The following is a 14936-nucleotide window of genomic DNA, read 5'->3' on the forward strand; positions in this document are numbered from 1 at the left end:
GGAGGTACCCTGGAACCGCGATTTCCTGGTACCTAAGTGTCTGCTCGCCGGAAAAGGTTCCCGATGGCCGCGAGCATCGTGGTGTGGGCAGCGACGGCCTGCCCCACGGTGATCGCCAACAGCGGCCTGGGCGCGGCGATGGTCAGCTCTTCGATGATCCGGGTTCCGACCTCGGACGGAGCGAAATCCACCTGGCTGTCCAGCTTTACCTGCGGGAACTGCCGGGCCTGCGCGGTTATCGGGCCCGCGGTGGGGACGACGAGCCGGGCCCGGTAGGTGATCGGAAGCGCGAACGGCCCCATCGGGATTCGATCGCGCACCTGATAGTCCTGCCGGTATCCGTCGGCCAGGTCCTCCCTGGAGATGCTGCGTACCCACTGCACCAGTGGGTGTACCCGCGAGATGTGGTCCAGGTCGACGTAGAACGCCCGCACCTGCTCGGGGGGCGCCGGCACGTCACCGCTGACACTGCGCCGGGCCTGCCCGATCCAGATGCTCACCGGCTCAGTTCACCACAGTCGGTCACACCACGAGGCGCAGTTGCTCCCAACCACGCACGGTGGAGGTCGGTGCCAGTTGCGCGCTGTCGTAGTCGATCTCCCATTCGGGGAATCGGTTGAGCAGTTCATCGAGTGCGACGCGGCCCTCCAGCCGGGCCAGGTTGGCGCCCAGGCAGTAGTGCAGCCCCTTGCCGAAGGTCAGGTGGCTGATGTTGTCCCGGTGGATGTCGAAGGTATCGGGGTTGCGGTAGCGACGCGGGTCGCGGTTGGCCGCCCCGAACAACAGCAGCATCGCGCTGCCTGCCGGCACCGTGGTGCCGGCGTACTCGAAATCCCTTGCCACCCAACGCGCCACATGCGGACCGGTCGGTTCGAAGCGCAGCGTCTCGTCGACCGCGCGGGTCAGCAGTGAGCGGTCCCGCTCCACTTCCCGACGCTGGTCGGGATGTTCGGCAAGCACTTTCGCCAGCCAGCCGATCAGCCGCCCGGTGGTCTCGTTTCCGGCGCCGGCCACCACCTGGGTGTAGTGCAGCACCTCCTTGCGCTCAAGCTTGCGCGCGACGCCGAACTCGTCGGTGAACTCGACGTTCAGCAGGGCCGTCATCAGGTCGTCGGACGGGTTGTTCGCCCGCCACTCCACGTAGTCGGCGTAGATCCGGCCGTCGGCGATGCGGTCGGCCTGCACCACCTTCATCGGCGCACCCGGCTTGGTCCGCAGATTGGCGTCGTTGGCGTCACGCACCCCGATTTGCTCGGATTCCGGTATGCCGAGCAGCATTCCGATCACCCGCATCGGCATCATCGAGGCCAGTTCGGCGATGATGTCGAATCCGCCCGAGCCGACCAACGGATCCAGGCAACGCACACAGAACTCCCGGATCTGATCCTCGATCTCGGCCATCCGCCGCGGTGTGAACACCCGCGACATCAGCCCACGCAGCAGGGAGTGCATGGGCGGGTCCTCGAACATCATCACGCCCGGCGGCATGTCGAAGTCGGACTGGATCAGCTCGAGGATGTCACTTCGGCTGTTGGAGAACGTTTCCCAGTCCGATAAGGATTTTTCGACGTCGGCGTGCCGCGACAGGGCCCAGAAGTCGTAGCGCTCGTTGTAGTACAGCGGCGCTTCGTCGCGTAGCCGGGCGTAGACCGGATACGGGTCGGCGACGATCCCGACGTCATAAGGGTCGTAGTACACGGTCATTTCAGGCAGCTGCCGGCGTCGACGGGCAGGGTGACCCCGGTGATGTAGCGGGCCTCGTCCGAAGCCAGGAACAGCACTGCGTTGCTGATGTCCTCGGGTGTGACCCAGGGGATCGGCAGCATGTGGAACGTCTGGCAGATCGGGGCCAGATCGTCAGGTCCCGGGTTCTCCAGGTCCGGCCGGAACATCCGGTAGGTCTTGTCGTTCATCAGCATCGGGCTGTTGACGTGGGTGGGGTGCACAGAGTTGACCCGGATCGAATGTTGGCCCAGTTCAACGGCAAAGCTGCGCATCAAGCCGACCACACCGTGTTTGGCGGCGACGTAGTGCCCGGTGAACGGGTAAGCCTTCGTCCCGGCCACCGAGCTGGTCAGGATGATCGACCCGCCCCTCCCACCGTCGAGCATATGGGGCACACCGGCTTTCACCGTCTTCCAGACCCCGCTGAGATTGACGTCGATCATCTCCTGGCAGAGGTCTTCGTCCATCCGGTCCAGCTTCACTCCGGTTGTTCCGATGCCCGCATTGGCCGCGATGATGTCGAGCCGCCCCAGCTGCTCGACGCCGCTGTCGACGGCGGCCTTGAGTGCGCCGAAATCGCGCACGTCCACCTCGGCGGTGACGATGCGCCGGCCCAGGTCCTTCACCAGATCGGCGGTCTCGGCCAGGTCCTCGGCCGTCGCCCCCGATGCCGGCGACCGGTCGAAGGTGGCGCAAATATCCACCGCGATGATGTCGGCGCCCTCGGCCGCCAACCGCACCGCATGGCTGCGGCCCTGACCCCGCGCCGCTCCGGTGATCAGCGCGACCTTGCCGTCGACCCGTCCTGTCATCGCCCACCTTCCAACTTTGGGCGATCGCCCAATAATTACACTCAGGCCATGTCTAGCAGCCGTCGCCGCGCGTGGTCAAGGGTGCGATGAGCCCGCCGAGCACCACCCGCCGAGCACTGATCCGGGCCACCGCCCAGGTCATGCTCGAGGAGGGCTACGCCGCGGCGACCTCACGGCGGGTGGCCGCGCAGGCCGGGGTCAAACCCGCACTCGTGCACTACTACTTCCCCAGCATGGACGACCTGTTCATCGCGGTCCTGGCGGCCGGCGCCGAGACGAACCTCAGCGCTCAGCAGGAGGCCTTCGCCCAGGACGCTCCGCTGCATGCGCTGTGGGAGCTCAACAACACCCAGGGCGCGGCCCTGTGGATGGAGTTCATGGCCCTGGCCAACCACCGCAAGGCCATCCGCAGCGAGATCGCGGGTTACGCCGACCGGTTCCGTGGTCTCGAGGAGGCCGCGATGGCCTCGGCGCTGCAGGCCCACGGCATCGACACCGACGAGTTCCCGCCCGTCGTGATGTCGATGATCGCGGCGAGCCTGGCCCGCATCCTCGTGCTCGAGCAGGGTCTGGGCATCAGCCGTGGGCATGCCGAGGCGCAGGATTTCGTGCGGCGCTATCTGGACCGGTTCGATCAGCCCGAGGAGGATCCGGCATGAGCCTGCTGCACGAATTGGTTTCGGCCGCTGCTGCCGGCGCGCCCGAGCGCCCGGCCGTGGTGACCGATGACGGCAGCACCGCGACGTTCGCCGAGTTCGATCGCCAGATCCGTGGCGTCGCGGGCTGGGTGGCGGACCGGACCGCTCCTGGTGATCGGGTGGCCGTGGTTGCCGACAACAGCGCCGCCTACGCCCAGCTGTACTACGGCGTGCCGCGCAGCGGACGGGTGCTGACCCTGATCAACCAACGTCTCAGCCCGACCGAACAGACGGCCCAGTTGGCCACCGCCCGGCCCACCCTGCTGCTGGGCGACGAGCGGTACCTGTCGGCTCTCGCACGCACGGTCACGCCGGCCGTCGCATTCGAATCCGACGAATGGCGGGCCGCACCCGAGTCCGATCTCCCACTGCCCGGCATCACCAGGCCCGACGATCCGGCCTGGCTGCTGTTCACCAGCGGATCCACTGGCGTTCCGAAAGCTGTTGTGCACAGCCATCGTTCGGTTCTCAGCGCGGTGTGGGGTTCAGTGGCGGGCCGCTCGGTGCGGCCGGGCGGGGTGTACCTGTTGCCGTTTCCGATGTGCCACGTCGCCGGTTACAACATGCTGGTCCAGCACGCGGTGGCCGCGACAGTCGTCCTGTGTGCCCAGTACCGCCCGGAGAGTTTCGCGCAGCTGGTACGCAGCCACGGCGTCACCTCATGTTCGTTGGCGCCGACCATGCTGCACTCGCTGCTCGGCCATCTCGAACACACTGGGACCGGTCTGCCCACCCTCGACGCGATCGCCTATGGGTCGGCGGCGATGCCGCTGGACCTGCTGCGTCGGGCGATCGACACCCTCGGCGTCGACTTCCACCAGGGCTATGGGATGACCGAAACCGGCGGCAACATCACGTTTCTCGGCCCCGAGGACCACCGGGCCGGGGCTGCGGGCCGCCCCGAGTTGCTCACCAGTGCCGGCTATCCGCACGACGATGTCCAGATCGGCATCGCCGACGCGGACGGCGGTCTGCTGCCGCCCGGCCAGGTGGGCGAGATCATGGTGCGCGGCGCGCAGGTGACACCTGGCTACTGGCCTGAAGGGGCAAGCACCGAGGACGGTTGGCTGCGCACCGGCGACATGGGTCGCACCGACCCCGACGGACGACTGTTCGTGGTGGACCGGCTCAAGGACATCATCGTCACCGGTGGTGAGAACGTGTCCTCCCGCGAGGTCGAGGATGCCCTGTCCGGACATCCCGGGGTGGACCAGGTAGCGGTGGTCGCGGTCCCCGATGACTACTGGGGCGAAGCCGTGTGCGCGGTGGTCGTGCCGAAACCGGCGCACCGACCGACCGCCGACGAGCTGATCAGCTATGTGCGCAGCGCGATCGCGGGTTTCAAGCGGCCGCGGGTGGTGTTGTTCACCGAGGCGCTGCCGCTGACCGGTAACGGCAAGGTGGCCAAGGACCGGGTTCGCGCCTTCGCTCGCAGTGCTGTTCTGGACGGGGCCGGGCACTCGTAGTTCCTGGCCCCGGGGTGGTCGTGGCCAACCCCTCGACGGCCCCGACACAGCGGACAATACGCCGCGCACGGACGTTTTCCGGGGTTTCTATGAAACACCCCGGCAAATTTCACGGCGCGTCAATGCAATCCACGTGTCAAGCGGCCCGACGGTGCTAGCGTTCGGCGTTACCTGAGCGCACCTGGGGGTTCTGAATGACTACCGATCAGCCTGACTGGACCAAGCCCGCAGCGATGGCCATCCCGCCGGAGGGCTATTTCGAACTCAAGGAGGGCCGATACGGCCCGACGTATCCGAGAACGCCCGCCTGCCATGGGTTTTCCATCATCGCAAAGGTGAAGGAAGGCCGTGAGGAGGCGGTGCGCGCGTACGGCAAGCAAATTGAGGAAGCCGTCGCCGCGAGCCCTGAAGTCCTTGCGCCACTGCGGCTGCACTACTTGCGCTGGCAACTGTTCGACGTCGGTTCGGGCCTGCATTTCCAGTACCAGGGCATCTTCGACACCGACTTCGACAAGTACACCGAGGACGCAGTGCAATTGTTCAGCGCTACCGGCATCACCACGGTGTTCACCAACCTGGAGGGCTTCCCCGAGGACTGGAAGGAGAACCCGCAGGCGTTCATCGAGTTCGTCCGGGCCCACCAGGTGCCGAGCTTCCTCGAATACGGTGAGTACCCCTACGTCACTGCCGACGAGATCAAAAAGGCCCTGCGCCTGAAGTCCGCCTTCTCCTCCATGCTCGACCAGATGCAATAACAGCCGTGCTCGAGTTCGACGACATCCAGCACATCCTGCTGACCCGCACACCGGCCATCACCGGGCGCTACGAGTTTTTGACCTTCGACACCCCTGCGGGCGGACGGGCCTGGCTCACCGAACTGCTCGACAAGGTGTCCTCGGCCGCGGACGCCAAGGCCACCATGGACGAATCCGACCGCTGGGTCACGCTGGCCTTCACCTGGACCGGACTGCGGGCACTCGGCGTCGACGAGGAGTCGCTGGCCACCTTCCCGGATGCGTTCCGGGAAGGTATGGCACGGCGCGCCCCGATCCTCGGCGACACCGGCGCGGCCGCCCCCGAGCACTGGTTGGGCGGCCTGGCCGGCGACGATCTGCATGCGATCGCGATCCTGTTCTCCCGCACCGACGAGCAGTACCGTCGCTCCATCGCCGAGCACGACAAGCTGCTCGACCGAACCCCCGGGGTACGCAGCCTGTCCTACCTTGACCTGAATGCGACTCCGCCGTTCAACTACGCCCATGACCACTTCGGATACCGCGATCGGTTGTCGCAACCGGTGATGAAGGGCTCCGGGGAGGAGCCCACGCCGGGTTCCGGCGACCCACTCGAGCCCGGAGAGTTCATCCTGGGCTACCCCGATGAGGACGGACCGGTCGCGAACCTACCCAAACCGGATGTGTTGTCCCGCAACAGCAGCTATATGGCTTACCGCCGACTCGAGGAACACGTCGCGCTGTTCCGCGACTACCTCCGCGAGCGGTCCGATTCGCCGGAAGCCGAGGAACTGCTGGCCGCGAAGTTCATGGGCCGGTGGCGCAGTGGCGCGCCCCTGGTGCTGGCGCCCGAGCAGGACGATCCCGAATTGGGCGCGGACCCCATGCGTAACAACGACTTCAACTACAAGGAAATGGATCCCTTCGGCTATGCGTGCCCGCTCGGGTCGCATGCGCGCCGGCTCAACCCACGCGACACCGCGCACTACATGAACCGCCGCCGCATGATCCGGCGCGGCGCCACCTATGGCCCCGCACTCCCCGACGGCGCAGCCGATGACGGGGTGGATCGCGGCATCGCGGCGTTCATCATCTGCGCCGACCTGGTGCGCCAGTTCGAGTTCGCGCAGAACGTGTGGATCAACGACAAGTCGTTCCACGAGCTGGGCAACGAGCACGACCCGATCTGCGGCACCCAGGACGGCACTCTGGATTTCACTGTGCCAAAACGCCCGATACGTAAGGTGCACAAGGGAATTCCGGCGTTCACCACACTTCGGGGTGGTGCGTACTTCTTCCTGCCGGGCATGTCGGGGCTGCGGTATCTGGCGAGTCTGCCGTAATTCAGGACCTACGGCATCGCGCCGAGGAACCACAAGCCTGCCGGCGCCGGGCTCGGTGGCGGCGCCAGGCTCAGCTGGGCGGCCGGAAGGGCCGCGGAAAACGCGGGGCCGGGCGACGGGTCGGCCGCGATGTGCGGTTCGGCAGCGGGTAGCGCAGCGGACATGGGTAGGTGTGGCTGTGCGGCCGGAAGGTGCGGGAGGGCTGCCGGGACAACGTGGGACACAGCTGTTTCGGCCGCTGCGACCGATTCGGCGGCCGGTTCGGTGATCGGTGCCCGCGCGGCCCGTTCGGCCGCCTGAATAGCGACTTCCGGCTCCACAGGTGACTCCGCTACCGGCCGGGGGACGTCCCGCGGGGTGAGGACGGTGACGAGTTGCGGCTGCGCACCCGCAGTGACGCCGGCTTCGTCGGCGGCCGGGTCCGGCACCGGCTCGACGAACTGCGAGCCGACGGTGAGCAGTCCCACCGCGACCGCCGCGGCAGTCGCGGCCACTGCCCGCACGGCGTTGTACCTGCGTGGGGCTGGGGCCCGCGGCGCGGCGAGCCTCGGCGTCCCGGCGACCGCATCGGTCGCGACCGCCAGCGCGGCGTCGCGGGCGGCGGTGCCGGATTGTCCCGGGACCAGCCGCACATCGTCGAACCCGGCGGCGGCGAGCAGGTCGAAGAGTTCGGCCACCGGATCGCCGTCGCCGTGATCGGAGGCGACGCCGGCCGCACATACGCCGATCGCCACCACCTTCTGACCACTGGCGGCCGCGATGGCCTGCGCACTACGGGCTGCGGCCGCCGCTCGGCCGGGCAGGTCACCGGCGGCGTCGACATGGAAGGCGTCGTCATCGAGGGGGGTGAGATCTGCGGTGGGGCTGTCGCCGTCGACGAGTGTCCAGGCGATGCCGTGCGAAGTCACCGACAGCCCCAGCACTGTCTTCACCCTGCGCCCTCGATTCTTCTCGCGTGACCGGCTCCCGGCCGCGACGAGCGTATGACGCATCAAGGGCATCGGCATCCGGGAGAAGAGGTCGGTAACCGGCTGGGCACCGAGAATTCACCCGGATGCTATTTTGGCCGCCGAACCAGCCCGAATCCGGGCGGCAAGGAGGCGATCATCGGCACATACGCGGTCACCGGGTCCGCATCCGGCATGGGCTTACAGGCGGCCCGACGGCTCCGCGATCTCGGGCACACCGTGATCGGTGTGGACCTCAATGAAGGCGATGTGGTTGCCGACCTGTCCACTGCGCAGGGACGTCGGGCGGCTGCCGACGGCGTGCTGGCGGCGTGCGGCGGAATGCTTGACGGGGCGGTGCTGGCTGCCGGGCTCGGCCCGGGTCCCGGCTCTGACCGCAACCGGTTGATCGCCGAGGTCAACTTCCTCGGCGTGGTCGAACTACTCGAGGCCTGGCAGCCCGCGCTGGCCAAGGCAAACCGCGCCAAAGTCGTGGTGATTTCCAGTAATTCGACGACAACGGTGCCGGTGGTCCCACGCCGGACCATTCGGGCGTTGTCGGCGCGCGACACCGACCGGGCGGTCCGCTCGCTGCGTCTGCTGGGCCGCAGCGGGTCGGCCATCATGTACGCGGCGTCGAAGATCGCGGTGAGCCGCTGGCTGCGGATCAATGCCGTCTCCGCAGAGTGGGCCGGTGCGGGTATTCGTCTGAACGCGTTGGCTCCCGGCGCCATCCTGACTCCACTTCTGCAGGCTCAACTCGCCGATCCGCGCGAGGGTGCCGCCGTGCGGAAGTTCCCGGTACCGATCGGCGGATACGGTGACGCGGGCCATCTCGCCGACTGGATGTGTTTCATGTTGTCGGACTCGGCCGATTTCCTCTGCGGCAGTGTAATTTTCGTTGACGGCGGCTCCGACGCCTTCTTCCGCCCGCGGGAGTGGCCCACCGCGGTGCCGCTGCGCCGTCTGCCGCGGTATCTGTGGCGGTTCGCCCGCGGCGTACGACATGGCTGACACTGGCCCTTCCCACGGGCGGCAGCGCGCGTGGGCTGCGGTCGCGCTGCTCACCCTGGTCGGAACCCTCAACTACGTCGACCGGTTCCTGCCCTCGGTACTGGCCGAGCCGATCAAACACGAACTCGCCCTGTCGGACACCGCGATCGGGGTGATCAACGGATTCGGCTTCCTGATCGTGTACGCGGTCCTCGGCGTCGCGGTGGCCAGGGTTGCCGACCGCGGAGCGTTCGGCGCGGTGATCGCCGGCTGTCTGACGCTGTGGGGCACCATGACCATGCTCGGCGGTGCCGTGCAGTCCGGGTTTCAGCTCGCGCTCACCCGGGTGGGCGTCGCGGTCGGCGAGGCGGGCAGCACCCCGGCCGCCCATGCCTATGTGGCCCGTAACTTCCCTCCGGAGCGTCGCGCGGCACCGCTGGCAGTCATCACGTTCTCGATCCCGCTGGCCAGCGGCGCCAGCCTGATCGGCGGCGGCCTGTTGGCCGAAAACCTGGGGTGGCGAACGGCTTTCGTTGCGATCGGTGCATTCAGCGTGGTATTCGCCCCACTGGTGCTGTTGATCGTAGGGGCCCGCCAGTCGCTGCCCGTTGCGGTACACCGGGAACAGGACGTGACCGTCAAGTGGTGGGGTCTGCTGCGCAAGCGCAGCTTCCTGGCCGTCATCGGTGGGACAGCATTCGTCTCGGCCGCCGGTTACTCGCTGACCACGTTCTCGCCGGCCTTCCTGATGCGGACGCGTTCCATGTCACTCAGTGAGGTCGGGTGGGAGTACGGCCTGGCCACCGGGCTGTCCGGGGTGCTCGGACTGCTGATCGTGGGCCGGCTGGCCGATCGGCTGGCGGTGCGCGACCCGCGCTGGTTGCTGTGGATCGTGGTGGCGACGACGGCGTTGCTACTGCCGGCCTCCGTGTTGGCGTTCACCGTCGAAAGCCGCCTGGCGTGCGTGTGGTTCCTGGCGCTCAGCTACGTCATCGGCACGGCGTACCTGGCACCGTCCATCGCCGCCATCCACCGCCTGGTGCTGCCGGCGCAACGAGCTACCGCCTCGGCGATCTTCCTGTTCTTCAACGCCATTCTCGGGTCCATCGGCCCGTTCGTCACCGGCCTGATCAGTGACGCACTGACCGCCGATCTCGGCGTGCACGCACTGGGCCGGGCCCTGCTGATCCTGGTTCCGGTACTGCAACTGCTGGCGATGGGCTGTTATCTCGTCGCCGCCCGCTGGTACCGCAGCGACATCATCGAGACGAACGGCTAGCCCGTCGGGGTGCCCTCGGCACGCGCCCGGCAGCGGGTGGCACCCCACAGCCCGACGGCGATGCCGACCACCGCTCCCCCGAGGCCAACGATCTTCTGTGACCGTGGCAGCTGGTCGTGTACCGCCATCCCGCCGAGCAGGTCTGCGGCGTCGGCGCCGCCGGAGGCCAGGAACCACCCGCGGGTGTCCTTGCCGCGCAGTCCCGCCGTCAACAGCAGTCCGCCGATCAGCGCGTCGCGATAGCCCATCGACCGCCACATCAGCTGCGCGGTTGCGTCTGGTGTTTCCCGGGCGCCCCACCACCGGTCGGCCCGCTTCGGGTCGACGAGAAACGAGACTCCCGACGCGAATCGGATGGCACCGGCGGCCAGCGCGGCCCGGTCGATCGACATGCCGTGCAGCCTAGCGGCCCGGTGTCAGGCCTTCCGGTGCTTCTTCGGATCGATGACCGTCGGCGGTCCGTCGGGATGCAGCGCACCGCCCTCGTTGAGCCAGTCGGCAATCTCCGCGGCATCTTCGCGCGTGACTGGCCGACGCCTACTGAACAGCGATTTCACCTTCTTGGTCAGCTTCGGCATACCCCCGATGGTAAGGGCGAATCGAGGCGACGACCGAGGCTTGGCGAAGGCTGTGAAACCGCTTGTCAAACTGGCTGGAATACAGAGCTTTTCGACGATGCCCGGCGATGGGTGGCGCCGGGCACTGCGACGATTTTTCCGCAACCGGTCCCTCGAATCGTCTCCGCCGCGATAATCGAGGTAGCCGAGCTCGAAGAGGAGCAAACCCATGGCCACCATCGAAGCCAACGCAGAGACATCACCGTTCCGGGAGGATGTCGAGGCCACCCAGGCCTACATCGACAGTCCCCGGTTCGCGGGCATCACCCGGCTGTACTCGGCGCGTCAGGTCGCCGAGCAGCGTGGCACCATCCCGTCGGATTATCCGGTGGCCCGTGAGGCCGCCACGGCGTTCTTTCCCTACCTGCGCGATCTGTTCGCCCAGAAGCTGAGCATCACCACCTTCGGACCGTATTCGCCGGGTCAGGCGGTCGTGATGAAACGGATGGGGATCAGAGGGATCTACCTGGGTGGATGGGCCACCTCGGCCAAGGGGTCCATCAGCGAGGATCCAGGGCCGGACCTGGCCAGCTACCCGCTCAGCCAGGTGCCCGACGAGGCGGCCGGGCTGGTCCGGGCCCTGCTGACCGCCGACCGCAATCAGCAGTATCTGCGGCTGCGGATGACCCCCGAACAGCGCGCAGCCACCCCGGCCGTCGACTACCGGCCGTTCATCATCGCCGACGCCGACACCGGTCACGGCGGCGATCCGCATGTGCGCAACCTGATCCGCCGCTTCGTCGAGTCCGGGGTGCCGGGTTACCACATCGAGGATCAGCGTCCTGGTACCAAGAAGTGCGGCCACCAGGGTGGCAAGGTGCTGGTGCCCTCGGATGAGCAGATCAAACGGCTCAACACCGCACGGTTCCAGCTGGACATCATGCGAGTGCCCGGCATCATCGTCGCCCGCACCGATGCCGAGGCCGCCAACCTGATCGACAGCCGCGCCGACGAGCGCGACCAGCCGTTCCTGCTGGGGGCGACGAACCTGTCGGTGCCGACGTACAAGTCGTGTTTCCTGGCGATGGTGCGCCGGTTCTACGATCTCGGCGTCACCGAACTCAACGGGCATCTTCTCTATGCGCTGCCCGCCGGCGAGTATGCGACCGCCGAGGCCTGGCTGGAACGCGAGGGCCTCACGAACACGATCGCCGAGGCCGTCAAGGCCCACGTGGCCGGCGATTCGGTGGACGCCATGTTCGACAAGGTCGAGTCGGCGTTCGTCGAGGCGTGGCAGGCCGACGCCGGCCTGAACACGTACGGCGAGGCGGTCGCCGAACTGCTGGAGTTCCGGGAACGGGAGGGTGAGCCGGCCGCGATGAGCGCCGCGGACTGGCGTGACTTCGCCGCGCGGGCGTCGTTGTACACGGCGCAGGAGAAGGCGCGCGAGCTGGGCGCGGACGTGGCCTGGGACTGTGAGCGGGTCAAGACCCCCGAGGGCTACTACCAGGTGCGCGGCGGCATTCCGTACGCCATCGCGAAGTCGCTGGCGGCCGCGCCGTTCGCCGACATTCTGTGGATGGAGACCAAGACCGCCGACCTCGCGGACGCCAAGCAGTTCGCCGACGCCATCCACGCCGAGTTCCCCGATCAGATGCTGGCCTACAACCTGTCACCGTCATTCAACTGGGACACCACCGGCATGACCGATGACGAGATGCGGGCGTTCCCTGCCGAACTCGGCAAGATGGGGTTCGTCTTCAACTTCATCACCTACGGCGGCCATCAGGTCGACGGCGTGGCGTGTGAGGAGTTCGCGACCTCCCTGCAGCAGGAGGGCATGCTGGCGCTGGCGCGGCTGCAACGCAAGATGCGGCTGGTCGAATCCCCTTACCGCACACCGCAGACACTCGTCGGTGGTCCGCGCAGCGACGCGGCGCTGGCTGCCTCCTCGGGCCGTACCGCCACCACCAAGGCGATGGGCGCCGGCTCCACGCAGCACCAACATCTGGTGCAGACCGAGGTGCCCAAGAAGCTCCTCGAGGAGTGGCTGGCGATGTGGGGCGATTACTACAAGATCGGCGAGAACCTGCGGGTGCAGCTGCGGCCCCGCCGCGCTGGATCGGACGTCCTCGACCTCGGCATCTACGGTGACGGTGACGAGCCGCTCGCCAACGTCGTCGTCGACCCCATCAAGGATCGGCATGGCCGCAACATCCTGACGGTGCGCGATCAGAACACCTTCGCCGAGAAGCTGCGCAAGAAGCGTCTGATGGACCTCATTCACGTGTGGCTGATCCACCGGTTCAAGCCGGAGATCGTCTACTACGTGACGCCGACGGAGGACAACGTCTATCAGACCGAGAAGATGAAGGCGCACGGCATCTTCAGCGATGTGTACCAGGAGGTCGGCGAGATCATCGTGGCCGACGTGAACCAGGCCCGCATCGATGAACTGCTGGCACCCGATCGTGAGGCGCTGGGACGGTTGATCCGCAAGGAGGACTAGGGCTTCGGTGGTTCAGCTCACTGCCGCATGTGTGACGCGCCGCCGATGTACCAGGTCTGTCCGTTGATCCATTCGGCCTCGTCGGACAGCAGGAACGCGGTGACAGCGGCCAGGTCGGCGGGCCTGCCCAGACGGGTGACCTTGGCGGCCATCAGAAACATCTGCTGTATCTGTTGATCGTTCTGCCGTTCCTGGGTCTCCCCCATGACCAGGCCCGGCATCACAGCGTCGGGTTCGGCGATGAAGAATGTGATCGAGGCGGGTTTGACCTACGGAGTGCTGCCGCTGTCCGCGTGCCATCGCGAAATCGACGATGGGCGTTTGCGATTCGCCCCGATCGAGGATGCGACGCTCACTCAACGGCTCATCTGAGATGGCCACCCGGCCGTGGAATCCGATGGAGGGATGATCCCCACTCCAGCTGTTCAGAAGGGTGGTGGGGGTCCGTATTGTTCGGCGAGCCAGGCTTGGTAGTCGCGTTCGTAGGCGAGGTCGTTGTTGAGTTCGGCGCGCAGGCGTCGTTCTTCGGCGATGCGATCTTGGCGGTCTTGTTCGCGGGTCCGGCTGCGTTTGGGCATTTTGGCGGCCCGGTTCAGGTTCGGGTCCAGGCCGGGCGCGCCAGGTTCGGGGTCGGGGAGGTTGAGGTCCCCGGTCGGTTGGGCCAGAGTCGGGAACAGGGCGGCACCGTGGGGTTCGGTCACATGGGTGTGTCCGGTGGGGGTGGTGAACTCGATGGTGCCGTCGGGGAGTTGACGATCGGTCCAGCCGGGGCAGAACGTTTTCACCAAATGGTGTGCCCGGCAAAATAGTTTGGTGTTCGACGGATGCGTCGGCCCGGCGGGCCAGGGCGCGGTGTGATCGACATCGCAGCGTTCAGCCGGGGCGTCACAGCCGGGGAACCGGCACGTCAGATCGCGCCACCGGATGAACTCCGACAAGGCCACCGAGGGGCGGTACTGCGGCTCGCCGGCCGCAGCGGGCATGCGCACCGGTTTGACCTTCGCGGTGGCGGCCAGATCATGCACGGACTCGGCGGGCAGGATGCCATGGCCGACCAGATACCCCGGATCATCACAGGTCCCGTTCACGGTGGATTGGTCGGCCAGCACATGCACCACCGCCGCATCCGCGGCCGCCCGCTGCTGTGCGGCCGGGCAGTCCTCGCGCCGACACAGACACGACATGCGGGATTCGAGTCGGGCCACCGGCCCCACCGCATCGGCGCGGCGCTGCTCGCGGGTACGCGGATCGTGGCTGCAGACCGTGGCGGCGACGGCATCGAGACGTTGATTCAGCGCGACCCCGTCAGCGGCGTGCACATTGGCCCAGATCGAGGCCATGCCGGGGCTGCTCGCCTCGACCTGAACAAACCGCCCGTCGTCGATCGGGGGCGGGACCCGCACCCCATTGGGGTCGAGTTTGGCGATCCATTGATCCACCCGATCCCGCAACTGCCGCTCAGACAACCGCATCCACCGATGCGCCCGGGCCGCGAGTTCCTCATCCAGTCCGGCCCACACTGCGGGGTCGACGATGCCGGTGCGGGCGATGAGCATCCGCACCACCCGATAATCGATATCCCCGACGGCGAACCGGGCCGCCACCAACGGCAGTTTGTCGCGTAACACCCGGGCGTGATGAATCTGGGTACCGGCCCGGCCCCGACTGATCCGCAACGCCGCCGACACTTCAGCAGAGACTTCCTCGAACGGGTCGGTGGTCCAAAAGATCGACTCGGCCAACTCCTGCTCCCGCAGGCTGTCCAACGCCCCAATCGCAGCCAGCCGCCCCGCGATCGCCGCCGACTCCGCGCGCGCCGCGGCACTGATCTTGTCGATCAGCGCGACATCGGAATCAGTGTCGAACATGTGTG

15 protein-coding genes and 1 pseudogene are annotated in these 14936 nt (G+C 67.2%); 8 read left to right on the top strand and 8 right to left on the bottom strand.

From position 1 onward, the window contains the following. Window positions 1-32: 32 nt before the first annotated feature. The 3 genes from AC4ELS_RS31205 to AC4ELS_RS31215 are packed head-to-tail and all read right to left on the bottom strand — an operon-like array spanning window position 33 to window position 2537. On the bottom strand, window positions 33-500 hold the full coding sequence (locus AC4ELS_RS31205) for an SRPBCC family protein (protein WP_499050777.1): 468 nt from the start codon (window positions 498-500) through the stop codon (window positions 33-35). Window positions 501-522: 22 nt separating this feature from the next. Further along, a complete protein-coding gene (locus AC4ELS_RS31210) occupies window positions 523-1704 on the bottom strand; it encodes a cytochrome P450 (RefSeq protein WP_499050778.1) in 1182 nt (393 codons plus the stop codon). Next, the gene (locus AC4ELS_RS31215; protein ID WP_499050781.1) at window positions 1701-2537 is read right to left on the bottom strand and encodes a mycofactocin-coupled SDR family oxidoreductase; all 837 of its coding nucleotides are present in this window, start codon (window positions 2535-2537) and stop codon (window positions 1701-1703) included. Before AC4ELS_RS31215 ends, AC4ELS_RS31210 begins: the two co-directional genes overlap by 4 nt. An 86-nt stretch (window positions 2538-2623) precedes the next feature. Here AC4ELS_RS31215 and AC4ELS_RS31220 point away from each other — a divergent pair, with 86 nt between their 5' ends. The 4 genes from AC4ELS_RS31220 to AC4ELS_RS31235 all read left to right on the top strand — a co-directional run bounded on the left by AC4ELS_RS31220 (window position 2624) and on the right by AC4ELS_RS31235 (window position 6778). Continuing rightward, window positions 2624-3196, top strand: coding sequence for a TetR/AcrR family transcriptional regulator (locus tag AC4ELS_RS31220; protein WP_499050783.1), 573 nt, complete (start codon window positions 2624-2626; stop codon window positions 3194-3196). Further along, the gene (locus tag AC4ELS_RS31225; RefSeq protein ID WP_499050786.1) at window positions 3193-4701 is read left to right on the top strand and encodes an AMP-binding protein; all 1509 of its coding nucleotides are present in this window, start codon (window positions 3193-3195) and stop codon (window positions 4699-4701) included. Before AC4ELS_RS31220 ends, AC4ELS_RS31225 begins: the two co-directional genes overlap by 4 nt. Before the next feature lie 194 nt (window positions 4702-4895). Then, on the top strand, window positions 4896-5456 hold the full coding sequence (locus AC4ELS_RS31230; RefSeq protein WP_499050788.1) for a hypothetical protein: 561 nt from the start codon (window positions 4896-4898) through the stop codon (window positions 5454-5456). Window positions 5457-5461: 5 nt separating this feature from the next. Next, entirely contained in the window at window positions 5462-6778 is a 1317-nt protein-coding gene (locus tag AC4ELS_RS31235; protein WP_499050791.1) for a Dyp-type peroxidase, read from the top strand. Window positions 6779-6786: 8 nt separating this feature from the next. Here AC4ELS_RS31235 and AC4ELS_RS31240 read toward each other — a convergent pair whose 3' ends face one another. Next, window positions 6787-7710: a DUF7159 family protein gene (locus AC4ELS_RS31240; RefSeq protein WP_448447052.1), complete on the bottom strand. Its 924-nt coding sequence runs from the start codon at window positions 7708-7710 to the stop codon at window positions 6787-6789. Between the two features lie 174 nt (window positions 7711-7884). Here AC4ELS_RS31240 and AC4ELS_RS31245 point away from each other — a divergent pair, with 174 nt between their 5' ends. Together AC4ELS_RS31245 and AC4ELS_RS31250 are read left to right on the top strand one after the other, a co-directional pair. Continuing rightward, window positions 7885-8739: an SDR family oxidoreductase gene (locus AC4ELS_RS31245; RefSeq protein WP_448447249.1), complete on the top strand. Its 855-nt coding sequence runs from the start codon at window positions 7885-7887 to the stop codon at window positions 8737-8739. Beyond that, entirely contained in the window at window positions 8732-9997 is a 1266-nt protein-coding gene (locus tag AC4ELS_RS31250) for a spinster family MFS transporter (RefSeq protein ID WP_064957206.1), read from the top strand. The genes AC4ELS_RS31245 and AC4ELS_RS31250 overlap by 8 nt, the downstream gene beginning before the upstream one ends. Here the strand turns inward: AC4ELS_RS31250 and AC4ELS_RS31255 are convergent. Continuing rightward, entirely contained in the window at window positions 9994-10389 is a 396-nt protein-coding gene (locus tag AC4ELS_RS31255) for a DUF4267 domain-containing protein (RefSeq protein ID WP_448447050.1), read from the bottom strand. The genes AC4ELS_RS31250 and AC4ELS_RS31255 overlap by 4 nt on opposite strands. Window positions 10390-10413: 24 nt before the next feature. Further along, the gene (locus tag AC4ELS_RS31260; RefSeq protein WP_448447048.1) at window positions 10414-10575 is read right to left on the bottom strand and encodes a hypothetical protein; all 162 of its coding nucleotides are present in this window, start codon (window positions 10573-10575) and stop codon (window positions 10414-10416) included. 208 nt (window positions 10576-10783) lie between these two features. On the opposite strand from AC4ELS_RS31260, the gene aceA reads away from it, so the two are divergent. After that, window positions 10784-13063 carry an isocitrate lyase ICL2 gene (gene aceA / locus AC4ELS_RS31265; protein WP_064957205.1) on the top strand — a complete coding sequence of 760 codons (2280 nt, stop codon included), beginning with the start codon at window positions 10784-10786 and terminating at the stop codon, window positions 13061-13063. 17 nt (window positions 13064-13080) lie between these two features. Here aceA and AC4ELS_RS31270 read toward each other — a convergent pair. Continuing rightward, window positions 13081-13293 (bottom strand): annotated as a pseudogene (locus AC4ELS_RS31270) (SDR family oxidoreductase); the annotation flags it as partial. A gap of 10 nt (window positions 13294-13303) precedes the next feature. Here AC4ELS_RS31270 and AC4ELS_RS31275 point away from each other — a divergent pair. Then, window positions 13304-13435, top strand: coding sequence for a type 2 periplasmic-binding domain-containing protein (locus AC4ELS_RS31275; RefSeq protein WP_448457060.1), 132 nt, complete (start codon window positions 13304-13306; stop codon window positions 13433-13435). 53 nt (window positions 13436-13488) lie between these two features. Here AC4ELS_RS31275 and AC4ELS_RS31280 read toward each other — a convergent pair. Continuing rightward, on the bottom strand, window positions 13489-14936 hold a 1448-nt coding region (locus tag AC4ELS_RS31280), incomplete at its 5' end, for an HNH endonuclease signature motif containing protein (protein WP_499050794.1).

The sequence above is a fragment of the Mycobacterium shunyiense genome (assembly GCF_058270035.1).

Bases quoted from the DNA above. Each gene is read 5' to 3' on its own strand.
- AC4ELS_RS31250 (WP_064957206.1), top strand. From the start codon at position 8,732: ATGGCTGACACTGGCCCTTCCCACGGGCGGCAGCGCGCGTGGGCTGCG.
- AC4ELS_RS31220 (WP_499050783.1), top strand. From the start codon at position 2,624: ATGAGCCCGCCGAGCACCACCCGCCGAGCACTGATCCGGGCCACCGCC.
- AC4ELS_RS31275 (WP_448457060.1), top strand. From the start codon at position 13,304: ATGAAGAATGTGATCGAGGCGGGTTTGACCTACGGAGTGCTGCCGCTG.
- AC4ELS_RS31260 (WP_448447048.1), bottom strand. From the start codon at position 10,575: ATGCCGAAGCTGACCAAGAAGGTGAAATCGCTGTTCAGTAGGCGTCGG.
- AC4ELS_RS31230 (WP_499050788.1), top strand. From the start codon at position 4,896: ATGACTACCGATCAGCCTGACTGGACCAAGCCCGCAGCGATGGCCATC.
- aceA (WP_064957205.1), top strand. From the start codon at position 10,784: ATGGCCACCATCGAAGCCAACGCAGAGACATCACCGTTCCGGGAGGAT.
- AC4ELS_RS31210 (WP_499050778.1), bottom strand. From the start codon at position 1,704: ATGACCGTGTACTACGACCCTTATGACGTCGGGATCGTCGCCGACCCG.
- AC4ELS_RS31255 (WP_448447050.1), bottom strand. From the start codon at position 10,389: ATGTCGATCGACCGGGCCGCGCTGGCCGCCGGTGCCATCCGATTCGCG.
- AC4ELS_RS31225 (WP_499050786.1), top strand. From the start codon at position 3,193: ATGAGCCTGCTGCACGAATTGGTTTCGGCCGCTGCTGCCGGCGCGCCC.
- AC4ELS_RS31215 (WP_499050781.1), bottom strand. From the start codon at position 2,537: ATGACAGGACGGGTCGACGGCAAGGTCGCGCTGATCACCGGAGCGGCG.